The 17,079-nt window shown below is 65.7% G+C and carries 15 protein-coding genes; 6 read left to right on the top strand and 9 right to left on the bottom strand.

Annotated features, from left to right (window positions below; all coding sequences use genetic code 11):
- Positions 1-9 precede the first annotated feature (9 nt).
- The 3 genes from AC1DMY_RS11545 to AC1DMY_RS11535 all read right to left on the bottom strand — a co-directional run bounded on the left by AC1DMY_RS11545 (position 10) and on the right by AC1DMY_RS11535 (position 3,378).
- Positions 10-1,851: a tetratricopeptide repeat-containing diguanylate cyclase gene (locus AC1DMY_RS11545; RefSeq protein ID WP_477165289.1), complete on the bottom strand. Its 1,842-nt coding sequence runs from the start codon at positions 1,849-1,851 to the stop codon at positions 10-12.
- Positions 1,852-1,853: 2 nt separating this feature from the next.
- Positions 1,854-2,162, bottom strand: coding sequence for a hypothetical protein (locus AC1DMY_RS11540; protein ID WP_477165109.1), 309 nt, complete (start codon positions 2,160-2,162; stop codon positions 1,854-1,856).
- A gap of 436 nt (positions 2,163-2,598) precedes the next feature.
- Complete coding sequence (locus AC1DMY_RS11535; RefSeq protein ID WP_477165108.1) at positions 2,599-3,378, bottom strand: alpha/beta fold hydrolase; 780 nt, start codon at positions 3,376-3,378, stop codon at positions 2,599-2,601.
- A 166-nt stretch (positions 3,379-3,544) separates the two neighbouring features.
- Between AC1DMY_RS11535 and AC1DMY_RS11530 the strand changes: the two genes are divergently transcribed.
- Positions 3,545-4,003 carry a hypothetical protein gene (locus AC1DMY_RS11530; protein WP_477165107.1) on the top strand — a complete coding sequence of 153 codons (459 nt, stop codon included), beginning with the start codon at positions 3,545-3,547 and terminating at the stop codon, positions 4,001-4,003.
- A gap of 64 nt (positions 4,004-4,067) precedes the next feature.
- Here the strand turns inward: AC1DMY_RS11530 and AC1DMY_RS11525 are convergent, their stop codons facing one another.
- The gene (locus AC1DMY_RS11525; RefSeq protein ID WP_477165106.1) at positions 4,068-5,624 is read right to left on the bottom strand and encodes a S53 family peptidase; all 1,557 of its coding nucleotides are present in this window, start codon (positions 5,622-5,624) and stop codon (positions 4,068-4,070) included.
- Positions 5,625-5,809: 185 nt separating this feature from the next.
- Here AC1DMY_RS11525 and hemB point away from each other — a divergent pair, with 185 nt between their 5' ends.
- A complete protein-coding gene (gene hemB / locus AC1DMY_RS11520; protein ID WP_477165105.1) occupies positions 5,810-6,802 on the top strand; it encodes a porphobilinogen synthase in 993 nt (330 codons plus the stop codon).
- 580 nt (positions 6,803-7,382) lie between these two features.
- Here hemB and AC1DMY_RS11515 read toward each other — a convergent pair.
- Positions 7,383-7,712 (bottom strand): hypothetical protein, encoded by a 330-nt coding sequence (locus AC1DMY_RS11515; RefSeq protein ID WP_477165104.1) that lies wholly within the window; start codon positions 7,710-7,712, stop codon positions 7,383-7,385.
- A gap of 69 nt (positions 7,713-7,781) precedes the next feature.
- Between AC1DMY_RS11515 and soxR the strand changes: the two genes are divergently transcribed.
- A complete protein-coding gene (soxR, locus tag AC1DMY_RS11510) occupies positions 7,782-8,252 on the top strand; it encodes a redox-sensitive transcriptional activator SoxR (protein ID WP_477165103.1) in 471 nt (156 codons plus the stop codon).
- Positions 8,253-8,259: 7 nt separating this feature from the next.
- On the opposite strand, the gene AC1DMY_RS11505 is transcribed toward soxR, so the two are convergent.
- From AC1DMY_RS11505 to AC1DMY_RS11495, 3 genes are read right to left on the bottom strand one after another with little or no spacing between them, the layout of a single operon-like run.
- Positions 8,260-8,640 carry a tautomerase family protein gene (locus AC1DMY_RS11505; RefSeq protein ID WP_477165102.1) on the bottom strand — a complete coding sequence of 127 codons (381 nt, stop codon included), beginning with the start codon at positions 8,638-8,640 and terminating at the stop codon, positions 8,260-8,262.
- Between the two features lie 20 nt (positions 8,641-8,660).
- A complete protein-coding gene (locus tag AC1DMY_RS11500) occupies positions 8,661-9,197 on the bottom strand; it encodes a DUF4865 family protein (protein ID WP_477165288.1) in 537 nt (178 codons plus the stop codon).
- A 5-nt stretch (positions 9,198-9,202) separates the two neighbouring features.
- Entirely contained in the window at positions 9,203-9,352 is a 150-nt protein-coding gene (locus AC1DMY_RS11495) for a hypothetical protein (RefSeq protein ID WP_477165101.1), read from the bottom strand.
- 105 nt (positions 9,353-9,457) lie between these two features.
- On the opposite strand from AC1DMY_RS11495, the gene AC1DMY_RS11490 reads away from it, so the two are divergent.
- The 3 genes from AC1DMY_RS11490 to AC1DMY_RS11480 all read left to right on the top strand — a co-directional run bounded on the left by AC1DMY_RS11490 (position 9,458) and on the right by AC1DMY_RS11480 (position 13,630).
- A complete protein-coding gene (locus AC1DMY_RS11490; RefSeq protein WP_477165100.1) occupies positions 9,458-10,348 on the top strand; it encodes a LysR substrate-binding domain-containing protein in 891 nt (296 codons plus the stop codon).
- Between the two features lie 90 nt (positions 10,349-10,438).
- The gene (locus AC1DMY_RS11485) at positions 10,439-12,283 is read left to right on the top strand and encodes a monovalent cation:proton antiporter-2 (CPA2) family protein (RefSeq protein WP_477165099.1); all 1,845 of its coding nucleotides are present in this window, start codon (positions 10,439-10,441) and stop codon (positions 12,281-12,283) included.
- A gap of 177 nt (positions 12,284-12,460) precedes the next feature.
- Positions 12,461-13,630, top strand: coding sequence for a glycosyltransferase family 9 protein (locus tag AC1DMY_RS11480; RefSeq protein ID WP_477165098.1), 1,170 nt, complete (start codon positions 12,461-12,463; stop codon positions 13,628-13,630).
- Here AC1DMY_RS11480 and AC1DMY_RS11475 read toward each other — a convergent pair.
- Positions 13,549-17,013, bottom strand: coding sequence for an ankyrin repeat domain-containing protein (locus AC1DMY_RS11475; protein WP_477165097.1), 3,465 nt, complete (start codon positions 17,011-17,013; stop codon positions 13,549-13,551). The genes AC1DMY_RS11480 and AC1DMY_RS11475 overlap by 82 nt on opposite strands.
- Positions 17,014-17,079 lie beyond the last annotated feature (66 nt).

Here is a 17,079-nt window from a genome sequence, read left to right as displayed (position 1 = left end):
GGCCGGCGCTCAGCTCGGCAGGCCGGCGATGCCTTCGATGGGATGATCGTGCGGCGGCTCTGCTGCCGGCACGGTCGTGGGCACGATGACCTCGGCATGCTCGCCGTAGATGACGCGGTTGCGGCCTTCGCGCTTGGCCTGGTACAGCGAGTTATCCGCGTCGATCATCAGCTGGCGCAATTCGTAGCCGCTGCGATCGGTGGAGGCGACGCCAAAACTCGAGGTGATCACGACGCTGCGCGTCTCGCCCCACAGCGGCGTGGCCGCAATCGCCTGGCGAATACGCTCGGCGCGTTCGCGCGCCTGCGACGCGCTGCAGTCGGGCAGGTAGAGCGCAAACTCTTCGCCGCCCAGACGTCCAAAAATGTCGCGTCGATGCAGGTGGTGCTGGCAGGCAGCGACGGCGCGCTTGAGCACCAGGTCGCCGATGACATGGCCGTGCGTATCGTTCACGTCCTTGAAGTGATCCAGATCCAGCAGGATCAGGCACGACGTGCGGGTGGCCTTGGCCGCCGCACGCAACGCCAGTTCGGTCTCGTCGACAAAGTGCTGGCGGCTGTGGATGCCGGTGAGGCTGTCGCGCGTCGCCAGACGCCTGAAGCGCATCTGCGAGCGCTTGATGCGCAGCAGCCATAGCGCGATCGAGGCCACCACGGTGAGCAGCAGGGCGATATACAGCCGGCTGGTCTCCATGTCCTTGTGATCGAGCTTGCGCTGCAGTTGCAGGATCTCGTTTTGCTTGTTGAGCGAATCGACCTGCACCTTGTTGGCCAGCAGCTGCTGCTTGACCGTCTGGTAAGCGATGGCGCGGGCGCTCACGTCGTTGAGGTAGCCCTTGTCCGCGTCCATGTACAACTTGTGGAGGTCCAGCGCGGCGCGCGTATTGCCCTGCATCTCCTCCACCTGGTACAGGACCTGGTAGGCCGGACCCAGCGAATCGGAGTAGGTGTCCTTGATGGCCTCGGCAACGGCCTCGCCCGCGTATTTGCGGGCCGCCGTGGCGTCGCCGAGCTGCCAGTACGCCTGCGCCAGCGTCACGTTGACGGCGTTCATCAGCACACGATAGTGATACGAGACGAACTCATCGTAATGGGCTTGCAGCAGGGCGATGGCGTCCTTGGGTCGCCCCTGATCAACGGCGTACTTGGCCTGGTCGGCGCGCAGCGAGTTGGCATACAACGCCTGTTTTGCCTTGAGGCAGGTGTCGATGCCTCTGTCGAATTCGGGGTCAGTGCCGCGCACCTTGCCTGCACGGAACAACACCTTCAGCTTGAACGCCATGCCCTGGCACGCGTGGTCGCGTAGCTCGGGATCGTCCAGGATATGTTGTGCGTAGCTGGACGCCAGATCGAACTGACCTGCGGCGGCCAGGAATTGCGCGGCCTCTCCCAGCACCTGGAAGCGGGCCTGCGCGTCTTTCGTTGCCGGGAGAAGATCAAGCAGCGTGCCCAGCTGGGTGAACGCTTCCTCGTAGTGCCGGCTGAAGCCGAGGATGTTCACCAGCGTGGCCAGCGCGCGAACCTGCAGCGTCTGATCGCCCGACTTCGTGATGATCTCGTTCAGCGCCGGCCTGGCGACGTCATAGCGGCCTTCGAACGCCGACTGCCAGGCATCGAGATAGCGCAATTGCCATTTCTGATCGGATGACAGCTCGGCCGCGCGCTGGTCAAGCTGGCTGAGCAAATGCAGGAATTGGGCGTGGTCGACGACTTTGAGCTTGTCGGCCTGCGCCAAGATCTGCGCCGGATCTTCTGCAGGCGTGGGCGCGGCCACGCTGGCCGCACCCACCTGCCATCCTGACAGCAGCACTGTCAGGATGATCGCGCGGCTGATGTGGCCGGCGCGGAACATGCTCAAGGCTTGTTGGCAGACTGGCTTTTTTCCTTGCTTGGCTTGGCCGGTTCATCCTTGCCTTCGCCGCCATCTTCTTCCTGCTCTTCTTCCTCTTCTTCGCCCTCGCGGCGCGGCACGGTCTGGAGGCAGCAAAGTGGGGCGACCTTCAGCAAGTCATAGAGGTCTCCGACGTTGCGCGCCAGGATGGCTTCACCGGCCGCCATATCGACTTTCGCATCGGCCAGGGCCAGTGCGACTTCTTCCTTGGCGGCTTCAAGCAGGCGTGCGTCGCTGCCAAGCTTTTCCAGAAACTCGATGACATCGGACATACGCTATTCCCCCTGGTGGCTGATGGTACGGCGACAACCTGTCGGTGCCCTACGCGCGAACGAGGCAACAGCGCCTTGCCGCCGACGGATTGCTCGCGAAGACGTCTCGCATGTGGTCTGCCTTGATTTTCCCCGCTTCCCTCGCGGCAGCCCACGACGTGCTTGCACACGACTCCGCGCGATTGCTGATCATAGCCCCGTTTTATGCCGGATATGTGCATGCCGCGAGCCACTCAAATGCGGCCTTCCGGCTGGAGCAGCCGGGCTGGTCGGGCGAGGCTATGGCGTTCGAAACGCTGTGTCACACGGGCGACACGGGCGGCCTGTCCGGATTGGCGGGATGGCTCGCCCGGAACGCTGCTTCCAGGGTCAACCAGACACGTTTGGATCGATTCGACGGCGATGCATCAGCCAATCCGTGGCATTTGGAAGACTGTTACTCCGCATCAGAGGCAGGCACCACGAAGGACATCACCTCGGCCAGGAAAGCGTCGGTGTGCTCGCCATGCAGTCGGTGCCCGCTGCCGAACTGGCGGGTGATGGCGTGCGGGATCTGTGCTGCCAGCAGGGGAAGTCGCGCACTGACCAGGCCGTCGTCATGGCTGGCGAGTAGCAGGCAAGGTGCGCGCACGCCGGCCAGGCGTGCCCACCATGCCGGCATCGGCGTGCGCAGTTCCGGCAGGACGGTTCGGGCGGCGCGCACGTCGAATTGGCGCAACAGCATCAGGCGCAGCAGTTTTCCTCCACCCAGCAGGGGTAGGGAGCGCGCCCATGCCGGGCCGGGCCGGGTGGCGGCCAGGGCGGCGGCATCCGCCATGTCGCGGGGAGGTACCGGGGCGGCTTCAATGATCAGCCGGCGGATGCGCTCGGGTTGGCGAGTGGCCAGTTTCAGCGCCAGATGCCCGCCCAGCGAATGGCCGATCAGGTTGATGGCGCCCAGCCCCAGCGCATCGAGCAGGGCGCTGAGGTCTTCTTCGAAATCCATCAGCGAATAGGTGGGCGTCCATTGGCTGCGGCCATGCCCGCGCAGGTCCGGCGCGATCACCCGGAAGCCCTGTCGCGCCAACGCTTCGGCGGTGTTCTCCCAGCTGCCGGACTGGCTCGCAAACGCGTGGATCAGAACGACCGGCTCGCCGCCCTCATCACCGCACGTCCGGTAGGCCAGCCGATGGCCGCGCAGCGGGAGGAAGCGATGCATCGACAGGCGGCTATCCAAGACATCCACACTCCACGGCGTGATGGTGGCAATGTCGCATGGCGACCGGTGATGCGATAGCAGGCGAGTCGTTACCGGCTCGCTTCATATTCAGCTGGCTATGATCGGGCGGTCGACGGGGTATCGGCAGCACAACATCGGTCAGACCATGGAGAGGAGCAGGGCGGTGAAACAGCGAACGATTGTCGCGATGGGGTTGTTGGCTGGCGTTTCAATCGCGCCAGCATGGGCGCAGCAGGGCACGCCGGCGCAGACGGAGACGCCTTACCGCGAACCCCTGAGTGCAGCGGCAAGAACACAGGCGCCTTCGGTGCCTACATCAGAGTCTCGCGCGTCGTTGCCGACCTTTTCGGTGCAGCCCACCACGGCCCAGCGCGTGTCGCACAACGCGATGACGTTTGCGGCGCTCAGCGCTGTCTCGGTGGCAGCGGAAAAACAGGGCAGCTTTCCGCCCCCGGCATCGGCACCTGCACAGCCTTATCGCCCCGATATGTCCGTGCCCGAGCCGGCGACCACCGAACGCCTTTGCCCGCCGCTGGGTTCGCCGAACATGCCGGCGGCGTGCAACAGCGAGGCCATCGTCACGCTGCAGCGCCACGGGCCTGGCGTCGCGGTCAAACCCTAGCCGTTTCAGTGCCGGCCCCGGGACGTGCGCTTCATGCGTTCCGGGCGACGCGTGATTGCCGGCTTTATTTGGCGGGAGACGTCCCGCTGCCCGCCTTCAGCTTGGCCAGTGCATCGAGCAGGGTCTGTCCCTTGGGCGTACCCAGGCCCGTGCACGCATCCCACCCTTTGGCCGCGTTGAACTTGCCGTTGCTGCCTTGGGTAATGTCATGGAACGCGGCAAGTCCGATGCTGTAGAACGCCTCGTGCGGATCGCCGATGTTCTGTCCCAGCTGCTGGTTGAAGCGCGCGATTAGCGCCGCCCACAGCGGCGCAACCGCACTGGTGCCGCCGATCACCTCGTTCTGTCCGTCCACGCGCACCTGATAACCCGTGTTGGGATCAGCATCGCCCGCAACGTCCGGACTGCCGCGCCCAGCGAAGCCGTTGGCGGCCTTGGGGACTTTCATCGACTTCTGCCACGTCGGCAACGCAAAGCTCGCGCTGACGCCGCCACCGGTGGCGCCTTCGTTGGTGGCCAGTTCGTTCCACACCGTTTCGCTGGTAATCGTCGTGCCGCTGGCCACCAGCTTGGTGCCGCCACAGGCGAGCGCATGGGGACTGGATGCCGGGAAGTCGACATGCGGCTTGCCATCGCTCTGGCCATCCGTAAAGCCGCTGTCGCCGCAGGCGACCGCAACGGTAACGCCCAGCGCCGCTGCGTCTTGCAGTGCGCTCTCCATGGCGTTGAGCGATGAGGCGGACCAGCTGTCTTCGGGGCCGCCCCAGCTGATCGAGATCACCGACGGCTGATGGGTGGCGTCGTGCGCGGCCTGGGAGATGGCTTCGTAGAAACCCTGGTCGGTATTCGGCGCGAAGTACACGTCGATGCTGGCACCGGGCGCGAGCGCGCCGATCACTTCCACGTCGAGCATGACCTCGCCATCCGCATCGCCACCGGGCTGGCTACTGCCGCCCTGCACGGACACGACGTTGACGGTTGGCGGCTTGATGCCCAGCGACTGCATGTACTGGGTGAAGTCGCTCTGCGTGAAGCCGCCGCCGAGTTCGATCACCGCCACGCTCTGGCCCGTGCCGTCGAGCTTCGCGGGAAACTGGTACAGCGTGGCCAATTCCACTGGCGTATAGGTTTGCGCGGGCTTGGCAGCGGGACGACGGAAATGCGGGCGCGCGATGGGCCGCTTGTCGAGACCGAGTACCGCGATGACGCGGGAGGAAATATCGCCGGGCAGCGACGGCGGCAGATGGCAGCCCATCACGTCCGGGCCGCCATCAGGCATCTGATAGCGGCCCAGCTGTACACCGAACGCCTGTTGCAGCGCCTGCGGCGTGCCGCGCAGATGCATCACGCGACGATGCAGCTCGCAACTGGTTTCAGTGAGTCCGTGGCCGCGCGCGAAATTGCGAATCGACTCTGCGTCGGCCGGATCGGCGCCCCATTGCGCGCCGAAATCCTCGCGTCGCACGGCGGCCGTATGCGGCCACGCGGCGGGCGCCGGGTGGTCGCCGCGGCGTCGCATCACCACCGTAATATCGATGGGATCCGTACCTTCATGCGGTCCCAGGTAACGGGCTTCATTGGCAAGCGGCCAGTGATGACGCGGGGCGGCGGGCGTGCTCATGATCTGACTCCTGCGGGGCGGCGGGCAGAGAGACTGCACTCTCAATTGTTGCAGCGGGGTGTTTTGCGCGGCGGCGCGTTCATGCAGGGTGCGGTTTGGTCGTCTCGACCGCGTCAACCTGCCTTTCCCGGCGAACGCTCAAACAGGCGCTAAAATGGGCCGATGTCCTGCCCGAGAGTTCACCCATGAGCTATCCCGCTGTCCGCATGCGGCGCATGCGTCGCGATGCCTTCTCGCGTGCGCTGATGCGCGAGAACACCTTGCTTGCCACCGACCTGATCATGGTGGCTTTCATCATTGAAGGCGAAGGGCAGCGTGAGCCGGTGCCGTCCATGCCGGGCGTGGAGCGGTTGTCCATCGACGAACTGCTCAAGCTTGCCGGCGAATGCGTGCGCCTGGGGATACCGGCGCTGGCGCTGTTCCCGTCGCCCGGTGCCGAGGTGAAGACCGAAGACGCGCACGAAGCATGGAACCCGGACAGCCTGATGCAGCGCGCTACGCGTGCGCTCAAGTCCCAGTATCCGCAGCTCGGCTTAATCGGCGACGTGGCGCTCGATCCCTACACCACGCACGGCCAGGACGGCCTGATCGACGAGCAGGGCTACGTGATGAACGAGCCCACCATCGAAGCGCTGATCAAGATGTCGCTGGCGCAGGCCGCGGCCGGCATGGATTTCGTGGCGCCCTCGGACATGATGGATGGCCGCATCGGTGCGATTCGCGATGCGCTGGAAGCAGCCGGCCACATCCACACGCGCATTCTCGCCTATTCGGCCAAGTACGCCTCGGCGTTCTACGGCCCGTTCCGCGATGCGGTGGGTTCGGCGGCCAATCTGGGCAAGGGCGACAAGCACACCTACCAGATGGACGTGGGCAACAGCGATGAAGCGCTGCGCGAGATCGAGCTCGATATCCACGAGGGCGCCGATGCGGTGATGGTGAAGCCGGGCATGCCTTACCTCGATGTGCTGCGCCGGGTGAAGGATGCGTTTGGCATGCCGACGTTCGTGTATCAGGTGAGCGGCGAGTACGCGATGCTGAAGGCGGCTTCACAAAATGGCTGGCTGGATGAGAAGGCGGTGGTGTTGGAGTCGTTGACGGCGTTCAAGAGGGCGGGGGCGGATGCGATCCTGACTTATTTTGCGGTGGATGCGGCGAGGTGGTTGAAGGGGGAGTGAGTGTTTTTTCTCTCGTCATTCCTGCGAAAGCGGGAAGCGCTTCTCAACAGTCGAATGGCTGGTCATCCAGTGACTTTGCGCCTGGTTGTCGCGATCCCGCGATCTGGCCGCCTACGCGGCGGGCGTTTCGACTGCCTGCGGGCGCTTGAGTCACTTTTCTCTTGCTGGCCCACGCATGCGCAGGAGCGCATGCGAACGGCGAAGCCGGCCCGAAGGGCGGAGGGCAGGATGCCCGGAGTAAGAGAAAAGTAACCCAAAGCGTATGGCCTAAAAGAGCAAGGGCTCGTAGCGTTCTGTTGAATACGATCTCTTGTCGCTCGAGGGCTTCGGAGGCGTGGCGATCGTCCGACACGCGTCTCCGCTACACCGCAACGCGCCACGACGAAGAGGACTTAAAGCCGGGCATCGTTCCATCGGCCTGCCGCGCCGGCTTGTCTGTGGGAGCGCACCCTGTGCGCGACAGTCACGCCTGGGTATACCGCTCCGTAGGATGGTCGCGCACAGGGTGCTCTCCCACAGAGAGCGAACTGGCAACTCTGATCCGCCGACGTGCACCCTTGTCACGCACTACGCCCACCCCTCACACATGCCGATACGTCCCCAGATCCGCCTGCACGCCCAGCTTCTGCATGAAAGCCGCCGGATCAAATCGCTCCTGCGCGTAACGCGCCTGCATCACTGCCTTGGCGGCGGCGAAGTGGGATTCGTGGCTCCATTCCACCACGGTCATCACGTTGTACTCGCCGGCGAGGTCGGGCTGGGTGAGGACCAGGTTCTGGCGGCAGCCGGGGAGTTTGTCGAGCAGGCGTTGGGTGAGGTGCAGGCGTTCCATGAAGGCGGAAAGTGCCTTGGCGGGAACGTTGAAGCGGTCGATGCGGTAGATGGATCGACGGGTGATGGGTGGGCTCATGGGTATGCCTTGCAGTGAACTGCGTGGCACTCTAGGACCTCAAGCTAACTTGAGGTCAATAGGCATCGTATGAGCGAGGGTCCCAAGCACGGCCTGCCCACGACGCTGGGCGTGGGGGAGGTGGCACGGCGTAGCGGTGTGGCTGTATCCACACTGCATTTCTACGAGACGAAGGGTCTGATCCACAGCGAACGCACGGTGGGAAACCAGCGGCGCTATGCGCGCGAGGTGCTGCGGCGAGTGTCCTTCATTCGTGTGGCGCAGCGCGTCGGCATCTCGTTGTCCGATATCGCCGCGGCGCTGGCGGCACTGCCTGCAACCGAGGCGCCGAGCCGACGTGACTGGACGCGTTTGTCCGCCCAGTGGCGCGCAGAACTCGACGAGCGCATGGCGCAGCTGAAGAAACTGCGCGACACGCTCGACGACTGCATCGGCTGCGGTTGCCTGTCGATCGACCGTTGTCGCTTGCGCAATCCCGGTGATCGTCTGGCCAGCGAAGGCGCCGGGCCACGCCGGCTGCTGGTCGGCAAAGGACGGTAGGCGCCTCTTACGCGTACGGCGCTTCGCCGTTGCCGAACGACCAGTTTTCCTTGGCGGTTTCCAGCAAGTTGATGAAGACGTCCTGCGGGCGCAGGCCGGGTTCCTTGCTGAGGAGTTCGGCGGTGTATTTGTAGAACGCCTTCTTCTGCTCCACGGTGCGCGTGTTGTTGCAGGCGATCTGGATGATCACCAGGTCGTCGGTGCGCGCAATGTCGAGATAGTTCGGGTCGTAGTCGAATTCTTCGGCGTCGTGCTGGTGCACCACGATGAAGCGGTCGTGCTGCGGCACGTTGAAGGATTCGATCATCGCGCGATAGATGCTGTTGCGAATGGCGGCGATGTGTTCTTTGGATTTGCCGCGGCGGAGCGAGACGCGTACGAGAGGCATGGGGAATCTCCGGTAGTGGATCAGGGTTGGGATACGTGGCCGACGTCGTAGCGTTGGCCCGTGGCGTGGGCAGGGAGGGTTTCGTCCCACAGGCGGAAGCTCACCTGCGTCCATGCAGTGGGCTCGAAGGCGCTGACGGCGGCGACGGCGCCACGCTCGATATCACGCTGCAGCAGCGCGTGTTGTTCGTCGCGTAGTGCCTCGAGCGCGGTGTAGGGCGCGATGGACTGGATGTCACGTGTAGCAAAGCGCGCATGCCTGGCCTCTGGCGAGAGATACGCGTCCCACACCGGCCACACGCGAATAGACGGCCAGCCGAAGGCCTTGGCGAGATTGGCGAAACCCTCGCTGCCCAGAAAGCGCTGCATCGCCGCGCTGTCGCGCCACACATAGAATGGCGCGTAGAGGTTTTCATCCGACGACGAACCACGCGCGGCGTGCAGATACGTCTTGAGCAGCAGCCCATCGAAGTGGTCGAGCAGGTGTCCCTTGTCCGCGATCCGCTGCCGGACGATGGCCATGTCGTAATCGGCGGGCAGGGTGAAGCTGTATTGCATCGCGATCACGAGTGGACCTCCTTGCCTTTCAATTCGCGTGGAACTGCCGCCGCTGCCGGCCAGCCGGTATAGAAAGCCAGATGCGCCGTGAGCGCCCCGAGTTCGCCCGCCACATCGCCGACGCTGCTTTGCCCGTGGTCAGAACGAATACTCATCGATGGTTCCTCGTGCGCTTGACGAAGTGAAGCCTAGGGCGGAGAGTATTGTCCTGAAAAGCGGAAAATACTGAATCAATAGTCCATAAAAACGGGATGATTGCCATGCGGCGGATCACCTTCGATCTCGATGTGCTGCGCACCTTTGTGACCGGTGTGGAATTGGGCAGTTTTGCCCGTGCGGCGGACCGCCTCGGGCGCTCGACCTCGGCCGTCAGCGCGCAGCTGAAGAAATTGGAAGAACAGGCCGGTACCCCGGTGCTGCGCAAATCCGGCCGGGGCATGGCGCTCACCGAGTCTGGCGAAACCATGCTTGCCTATGCGCGGCGCCTGCTTGAGCTCAATGACGAAGCCGCCGCCGCGCTGCACGGCGCGGAGCTGGAAGGCGCGGTGCGGCTGGGCCTGCAGGAAGATTTCGGCGAGAGCCTGCTCACCGACGTGCTGGGCCGTTTTGCCCGGGCCCATCCGCGCGTGAAAGTGGAAGTGCGCATCGCGCGCAACACTGATCTGCTCGAACGTATCAGCTCGGGGCATCTCGACCTGGCGCTCGCTTGGGAGGCGGGCGTGGCTACACCCTATGCCGAACGTGTCGGCACCCTGCCGTTGCGCTGGATCGACGCCGCAGGAGTGGGCTCTGTGTGGCCCCGCGAGGACGGCGAGCCCCTGCCGCTGGTGATGCTGGAAGCGCCCTGCATCATGCGGACCGCCGCCACCACCGCGCTGGATCGCGCCAACATCCCCTGGCGCATCGCGTTCACCAGCGCGAGCCTGGCGGGTACCTGGGCCGCTGTAGCAGCGGGCCTGGGCGTGTCATTGCGAACACCCTGCGGCCTCCCGGCGAGCGTGCGTGCCCTGCTGCCGCACGAGACCACGCTGCCGTCGATGGGCGAATTGGGCTTGTGCCTGCACCGCGCCGAGGCGGAGTCGTCACCCGCCGTGGAGCGCCTGGCATCCATCATCACGCAGCAGTGGCAAGGCCTTTCGCTTGCCGCATGAGGTGCTGCGCTGATCGATGACTTTGTCTTCAGGGTCGGCTTACACAGCGTCAGCGTGGAATAATGCGATTCCCCCGATTGGAGCGCACGAGTGGATAGCCGCCATTTTCTGCAGACAGCGCTCGTTTTCCTGCTGGCGACCGTCATCGCGGTGCCGCTGACCAAGCGCTTCCGCCTGGGATCCGTGCTCGGCTATCTGTTGGCGGGCATCGTCATCGGCCCGCAGGAGCTGGGCCTGATCTCCGATACCGCGGGCGTGGCCACCATCTCCGAGTTCGGCGTGGTGCTGATGCTGTTCGTGATCGGCCTGGAGCTGTCGCCGCAGCGCCTCTGGGTGATGCGCAAGCAGGTGTTCGGCACCGGCCTGCTGCAGGTGCTGACGACCAGCCTGGTGATCGGTGCGGCGGCCTACTACCTGTTCGGACTCACGGTGAATGCGGCGACCATCGTGGGCGGCAGCCTTGCGTTGTCATCTACCGCCTTCGGCCTGCAGATACTCGCCGAGCGCAAGGAAGCCGGGACGTCTTACGGGCGACAGGCGTTTGCCGTGCTCCTGTTCCAGGATCTGGCCGCCATTCCACTGATCGCAGCCGTGCCGCTGCTGGCCAGCGCATCGACCAAGCATGGGTTCGATGTCTACGCGGTGCTGCGCACGGTGGCCGCCATCGTCGCGGTGATGGTGGGTGGCCGTTACCTGTTGCGTCCGATCTTCCGCTTCGTGGCCAAGGTCGACAATGTGGAAGTGTCCACGGCAACGGCCTTGTTGGTCGTCATGGGCACGGCGTGGTTGATGGAGATGGTGGGTGTGTCCGCCACCCTGGGCGCATTCCTGGCCGGCGTGCTGCTGGCCGATTCCGAATACCGGCACGAACTGGAATCGCATCTCGAACCGTTCAAGGGTTTGCTGCTCGGCCTGTTCTTCATCAGCGTGGGCATGTCGATGGACCTGACCCTGCTGATCCAGCAGCCGATGCGCGTGTTCCTGCTGGTGGTGTTCCTGTTGTTGATCAAGGGGGCTTTGCTGTGGCCGCTGGGTCGCATCGTGGGCGGCTTGAGTGGTCGCGATGCGCTGCGTCTGGCGGTGTTGCTGGCCTGCGGCGGCGAATTTGCCTTCGTGCTGCTCAAGCTTGCCGGCGAACAGAACCTCATCACTACGGAGCAGCACAGCCTGCAGGTGCTGGCGATCACCTTGTCGATGGCGCTGACGCCGCTGATGGTGGCCTTGCTCGGGCGCATGCTCTACCAGGTAAAGACCAAGAAAGAGCGCGAGTTCGACACCATCGTGGCCGACAAGCCGCGCGTGATCATCGCCGGTTACGGGCGCATGGGGCAGATCGTGGCGCGCATGTTGCGCGCGCAAGGTATCCCGTTCGTGGCACTCGATCATTCGGTGGAACAGATCGATCTGGTCCAGCGCTTCGGCAACTGGACCGACATCTTCTACGGCGATCCGGCGCGCCCTGAACTGCTGCGCGCCGCGCAAGCGGACCAGGCTGCCGTGTTCGTGCTCGCAGTGGACGATCCAGAGGCCAGCCTGCGCACGGCGCGCGTGGTGCGCCGCATGTATCCGGACTTGAAAATCATCGCGCGTGCGCGCAATCGCCAGCACGCGTGGCGACTGATGGATCTGGGCGTGGATCTGCCGGTACGCGAAACGCTGTATTCCAGTTTGAAGATGACGCGCCAGACGCTGGAGGCGCTCGGCATGTCGCCGGAGATGGCAGCCGATCACGTCGAGCGTTTTCGTCGACAGGATGCCGAACTGCTCAAGCGCCAATACCTCGTCTACGACGACGACGCGCGCATCGTGCAGACCACACGCGAAGCACTGGTCGATCTGGAGCAGCTGTTCCAGGCGGATGCATCGCCCGAAGTCACGCGCGCTTTGGAGAAGCCCACCGACGCCACGGCAAATGACGAAGATGTGACACGCTGACGTTGCCCTGACGGGATTTCCTGCGTGCCGCGGTTGGGCAAAACGGCATGTGAACTTGCGTCAAATCCGCAACTCATTTCGCCGCGCATCGGGAAAGATAGGCGCGCCTGAAGGTCGTGCCGTCGCGGGGCGGGCCGCCTGAGGGATCGGGCTTGCCCGACGCCTACCTGACATTGCATGGGCCAGCGCGCGCCACTTCATCCTGTCGTCATTCGATTCGGACGGCTGGGCGACACCATTCTTCTGCAGCCATTGCTGCACAAGCTGCATCGCCGTTACGGCGGCGCCTGCCGGCTCGTTTCGTTGGGCGAATGCTCGCGCGTGTTGTACGAAGGCCATGAAGACGTCGCCGAAGTGCGGCAGGTCGACAGCCAGTACGGTTCGCTCTGGCTCAATCCGCAGCGCTTGCGCACGGCGTTCGCGCTGCGCGAACTGCGCGCCGCGCCGTTCTACATCTGCGAGCCGGATGTACGCACGCGCACCAAGATAAGACCGATGCTGGCGTTGGCCGGCATTCCGTCCGAGCACTGCGTCTTCATCGAAGATACGCCGCTGTATCAGGGCGAGCATTGGGTCGACTGGTTGATGCGTTTCGCCGACGAAACGCCGACGGCGTTTCGCGATGCCTTGTGCTCATCGCATGGCTTGCCTTGCGCACCGCGATTGGAGCCGACGGCCGTCGAGCTCGGTGAAGCGCAGTTATGGCTGGCGCGGCGCAATCTGCACGGACGTCCGTTGGTACTGCTGCAGCCTGCGAACAAGCGCACCATGCGCTGGAATGGCATTCGCAAGCGCGAAGACGACGACAAGTCGTGGCCGGTGGAACGATGGGCTGCCTTGTGTCGCGCCATCGTCGAAGCGATGCCCGAGGCGCGTGTGCTGTTGTGCGGCTCGGCGGGCGAGGCGGCTTATCTCGCCACGATCGGTGACGCGGCGGCGCATGCGCAGGTGATCGTTCCGCGCGAAGGTCTACCGCTCGGGCATCTGCGTGCGCTGCTGCATATCGCGCACAGCATGGTGTCGGTGGATACGGGACCTGCGCATCTGGCGGCTGCCGTGGGTTGTCCGCTGGTGGTGCTGTTCGGCAACCGCTGGCCTTCCATGTGGACGCCGCGCAGCGCCAGTGGCAGCGCCGTGCACGCCATCGGCGGCTTGCCGGACGTGCCCAGCGTGGACTGCATTGGATTGGATGAAGTGGTGAGCGCGTGGCGGCAGTTGCCGCCACGTCCCGAGACGATGGCCCGTCGCCTGGTGGAACAGGCGCTTCAGTCGGCTGGCTGGGCCGGCTGCCTCAACATCTGCCGCACGCTGGGAATGGCCGAGCCGCTGCGCGCGGCTAGTTCGTGAGCGATGTCGACATAGCCGATCGCACGCGCCACATCGGCCGGCGTGCGGCCGAATGCATCTGCCGCCTGGCGATCCGCGCCACGCGCCAGCAGCACGCGTGCCGGGGCGAGCAGCGCATGCATGGCGCAGGAGTGCAGCGCGGTGACGCCGCGTTGGTCGGCGTGCTCGAGCACCGCGCCTGCATCGAGCAGCACCGGCACCAGCGCACCGATGTGGGTGGGATCGCACTCGCTGCCCGGACGCAGATGTGCGCCGAGCAATAGCAGCAAGGGCGTCTTGCCTTCCTTGTCGGCCATGCCCACGTCGGCGCCGCGCTTGAGCAGCGCATCGAACAGGCGGCGCGCGCGCAGGCTGTCGTTGTGATCGAAGCCGTACTGTGCCGCCGCATGCAGCGGCGAGTGACCGCGCTCGTCCACGGCGTTCACGTCGGCGCCGCCGTCGAGCAATTGCTCGGCGAGATCGGGATAACCCATCGCGGCTGCAATCATCAATGCGGTCGCTTCGCCCGGCAGGCGCTGGTCAACGGCCACGCCGTTCTGCAGCAGCAAGGCCACCAGTGCTTCGCGCCGCGCGCTCACCGCAGCGGCGAGCGGCGTCATGCCGTTGGTGGCGGCGAGCGTGGTGTCGGCGCCCTTGTCCAGCAGCAGTGCGGCCACTTCGCGCTGTCCGGCGCCACAGGCATGCAGCAAGGCGGTGGCGCCCTGGTGGTCGCGGGTGTCGACGGCAAAGCCCAGTTCCAGCAGGCGCTCGACCGCGGTGACCGCGCCGGCCTTGGCGGCGGCAGGCAGATCGTCCGCGCGCAGGGGGCGCAGCGGGCGTGTCCAGTCGCCCCAGTTCATCCAGCGCTCGATCGCCTCGTGCTCCAGCGCCAGGCCGAGCGGCGTTTCGCCATTGGCATCGATCGCTTCCGGATCGGCGCCATGCGCCACCAGCGAACGCACCAGCGGCAGGGCGCGCTCGCCATGTTCCAGCGCGGCGAACAACGGCGTACGGCCGCTGAGGTCGCGCGTGTTCGGATCGCAGCCGCGCGCCAGCAAGGACTGCAGCAAGGCCGCATGACCGTAGGTGGCGGCAAGATGCACGGGCGTGCGCTCGCGTGCATCGGCACCGAAGGGATCGGCGCCGCGCTCGAGCATGGCCAGCGGCAAGGCGGCGCCCTGCGCGCTGTCTTCCAGGCGCAGCAGAGCTTGCGCGAGCAAGCCGGCACCGGCGGGCGTGGCGCCGGCGTTCAGCAGATCGTCGATGGCCTCGGTGGCGGCCGGCAGCAGCGGCAGCAGGGCGTCGAACAGGCGGCGTCCCAGCGGCGGCAGCGATGCCTCGATGTGTTCCACGGTTTCGGCGTCGTCGACCAGCTGCGGTTGCAAGCGTGCTTCGGGGTCGAGCGCGTGATCGAGCAGCCAGCGGCGCGCGGCGCTCTGGCCTGCACCGGCCAGATCCAGATAGAGCTGGGCAAGCTGCGATTGCGGCCACTCGCGCACGCGCTGGGTAAATGTGGAGACCACCGCCCAGTGGCCGAAACGCAACGCATCGAGCAGGTGCGCCGGCGTGTCCGCGCCTTCGGGCAGCGCATCGATGCTGAGGCTGGCGGGCAGCGGCGTTTCCGGATCGAGCAGGGCGACCAGATCCCAGCGGCCTGCGGCAGCGGCGTAGTCGAGCGCGCTGCGGCCGTTGCTGCCGGCGGTCTTGGCTTCGGCGCCCAGGGCGAGCAGGGCGCGCACCACATCGGCATGCGCCTGCGGCGACTGGCAGGCCAGGGTCAGCGCATCGCGACCGTGGCTGTCGCGCAGGCGGGCGTCGGGCTGCGCTTCGGCAAGCAGTTTGACGATGCCCACGGCGCCGGCACGCGCCGCTTCCATCAGCGCGGTGCTGCCGTGGCGATCAGTGAGGTTCACGTCGGCGCCGGCGGCGCGCAGCGTGCGGGCAATCTGTTCGTGGCCTTCGGCCGCGGCGGCCATCAGGGCGCTGCGGTGGCGCGCGTCCACGGCATTGATGGCGGCGCGATGCTTGAGCAGCAGCTTCACGCCTTCGACATCGTCGTCGGGCACGCCGGCAGCCGTCACCAGGGCGGGTTCGCCATCGGCCGGCGTGGGCTTGGCGCCATGTTCCAGCAGGAACTTCGCCACCGGCCAGTTGGCGGCCCTGCAGGCTACCGCAAGCGGGCTGAGGCCGGCCTTGTTGAGCGCATTGATGGCGGCGCCGGCATCGAGCAGCATCGCGGCAACGATGGGCTCGCCGCTGAGCACCGCACCATGCAGCGGCGTGTTGCCTTCCGCATCGGCGGCGAGCGCGCTGCCGCCGTTGGCCAGCAGTGTCATCACCGCTTCGGCGCGGCCATGCCAGCTGTCGCGGGTAGTGGCGAGCAGCGGCGTCAGGCCGCCGTTGGCGCGATTGACGTCAGCGCCCTTGGCGATCAGCGCACGCAGCAGGCGCGTATCCGGCAACAGGGCGGCGAGCATCAGCACCGGACGCAGGTCGCGATCGCCTTGCGCAGGCGCCGTGTTCGGATCGGCGCCGGCTTCCACCAGGGCCAGGGCGCGTTCGATGTCGCCGTCGCGCGTGGCCATCAGCAAGGCATGCGCTTGCTCAGGCGTACCGGCGGTGCGTTCCTGTTCGGTGAGCGTGGGCGCGGGCTTGGGGGGCGGCGTCGGCGCGGGAGCGTCGATCACGCCGGCAGCGGGTTGACGAGGGCGACGGCGCTCGCACAGCAACGCGCGCAGCGTACGGTCGGCGACGATCAGACAGCCCAGCGGCATCAGCACCACGCCATAGATCACCAGCGCCGCGGTGCGCAGCTCGGATGGCAGCACGCCATACAGACCGGTGAGCGCGATGGCGATGAAAGCCAGCGCCAGCAAAGAAATCGCCGAGGGCAGGAAGTGGGTGAAAAAGCGTTCTTCGCGCGACAGGTGGCGACCAAACGCCAGGCTGCGCGCCGTGGCGGTGAAGATCCACGAGCCGTCACTCTGCGCCGGATAGGCGTCGTCCCACACATAGACCAGGCCAAACGCAGGCCACAGGCGCCACAGCGCCGCCAACGCCACCACCAGCGCGCCGGCCAGCAGCAAGGCCGCGCTGAGGCTGGGCGACTGGTTGAGCTTGAGCATCGGCCACGCCACCAGCAGGAACACCAGCACCACATAGCCGGTGAACATCACCAGGTAGGCAGCGCCACGGCGCAGCACGGTGCGGCCAAAACGCGGTTCCGGATCGAAGCCGATCGCGTGGCATACCGCCGCCATGGTCAGTGCATTGGCGACCAGCAGCGGAATCAGCGCGAGTGGATGGGCACCGAAGGCGGCTATCGCAGCGGCGACCAAACCAGGAACGAACCAGGCGAGGGCTTGCAGAAACGGAGGTGGGCGACGCGTTTTTGAGTAGGCCATATGCGCGGAGTATAGGAATCGTGACGAGGCCAGAAGGTAATCCCGTGTTAACGGATGCGGCGGCGT

The organism is Dyella sp. 01L423 (genome assembly GCF_056399945.1).
This window is presented reverse-complemented; position numbering and strand designations above follow the sequence as displayed.

What these genes read in the sequence shown, in the direction of transcription:
- AC1DMY_RS11545 (WP_477165289.1), bottom strand. Translation starts at nt 1,851, where the DNA reads ATGTTCCGCGCCGGCCACATCAGCCGCGCGATCATCCTGACAGTGCTG.
- AC1DMY_RS11540 (WP_477165109.1), bottom strand. Translation starts at nt 2,162, where the DNA reads ATGTCCGATGTCATCGAGTTTCTGGAAAAGCTTGGCAGCGACGCACGC.
- AC1DMY_RS11525 (WP_477165106.1), bottom strand. Translation starts at nt 5,624, where the DNA reads ATGAGCACGCCCGCCGCCCCGCGTCATCACTGGCCGCTTGCCAATGAA.
- hemB (WP_477165105.1), top strand. Translation starts at nt 5,810, where the DNA reads ATGAGCTATCCCGCTGTCCGCATGCGGCGCATGCGTCGCGATGCCTTC.
- AC1DMY_RS11515 (WP_477165104.1), bottom strand. Translation starts at nt 7,712, where the DNA reads ATGAGCCCACCCATCACCCGTCGATCCATCTACCGCATCGACCGCTTC.
- soxR (WP_477165103.1), top strand. Translation starts at nt 7,782, where the DNA reads ATGAGCGAGGGTCCCAAGCACGGCCTGCCCACGACGCTGGGCGTGGGG.
- AC1DMY_RS11505 (WP_477165102.1), bottom strand. Translation starts at nt 8,640, where the DNA reads ATGCCTCTCGTACGCGTCTCGCTCCGCCGCGGCAAATCCAAAGAACAC.
- AC1DMY_RS11500 (WP_477165288.1), bottom strand. Translation starts at nt 9,197, where the DNA reads ATGCAATACAGCTTCACCCTGCCCGCCGATTACGACATGGCCATCGTC.
- AC1DMY_RS11495 (WP_477165101.1), bottom strand. Translation starts at nt 9,352, where the DNA reads ATGAGTATTCGTTCTGACCACGGGCAAAGCAGCGTCGGCGATGTGGCG.
- AC1DMY_RS11490 (WP_477165100.1), top strand. Translation starts at nt 9,458, where the DNA reads ATGCGGCGGATCACCTTCGATCTCGATGTGCTGCGCACCTTTGTGACC.
- AC1DMY_RS11480 (WP_477165098.1), top strand. Translation starts at nt 12,461, where the DNA reads ATGGGCCAGCGCGCGCCACTTCATCCTGTCGTCATTCGATTCGGACGG.
- AC1DMY_RS11475 (WP_477165097.1), bottom strand. Translation starts at nt 17,013, where the DNA reads ATGGCCTACTCAAAAACGCGTCGCCCACCTCCGTTTCTGCAAGCCCTC.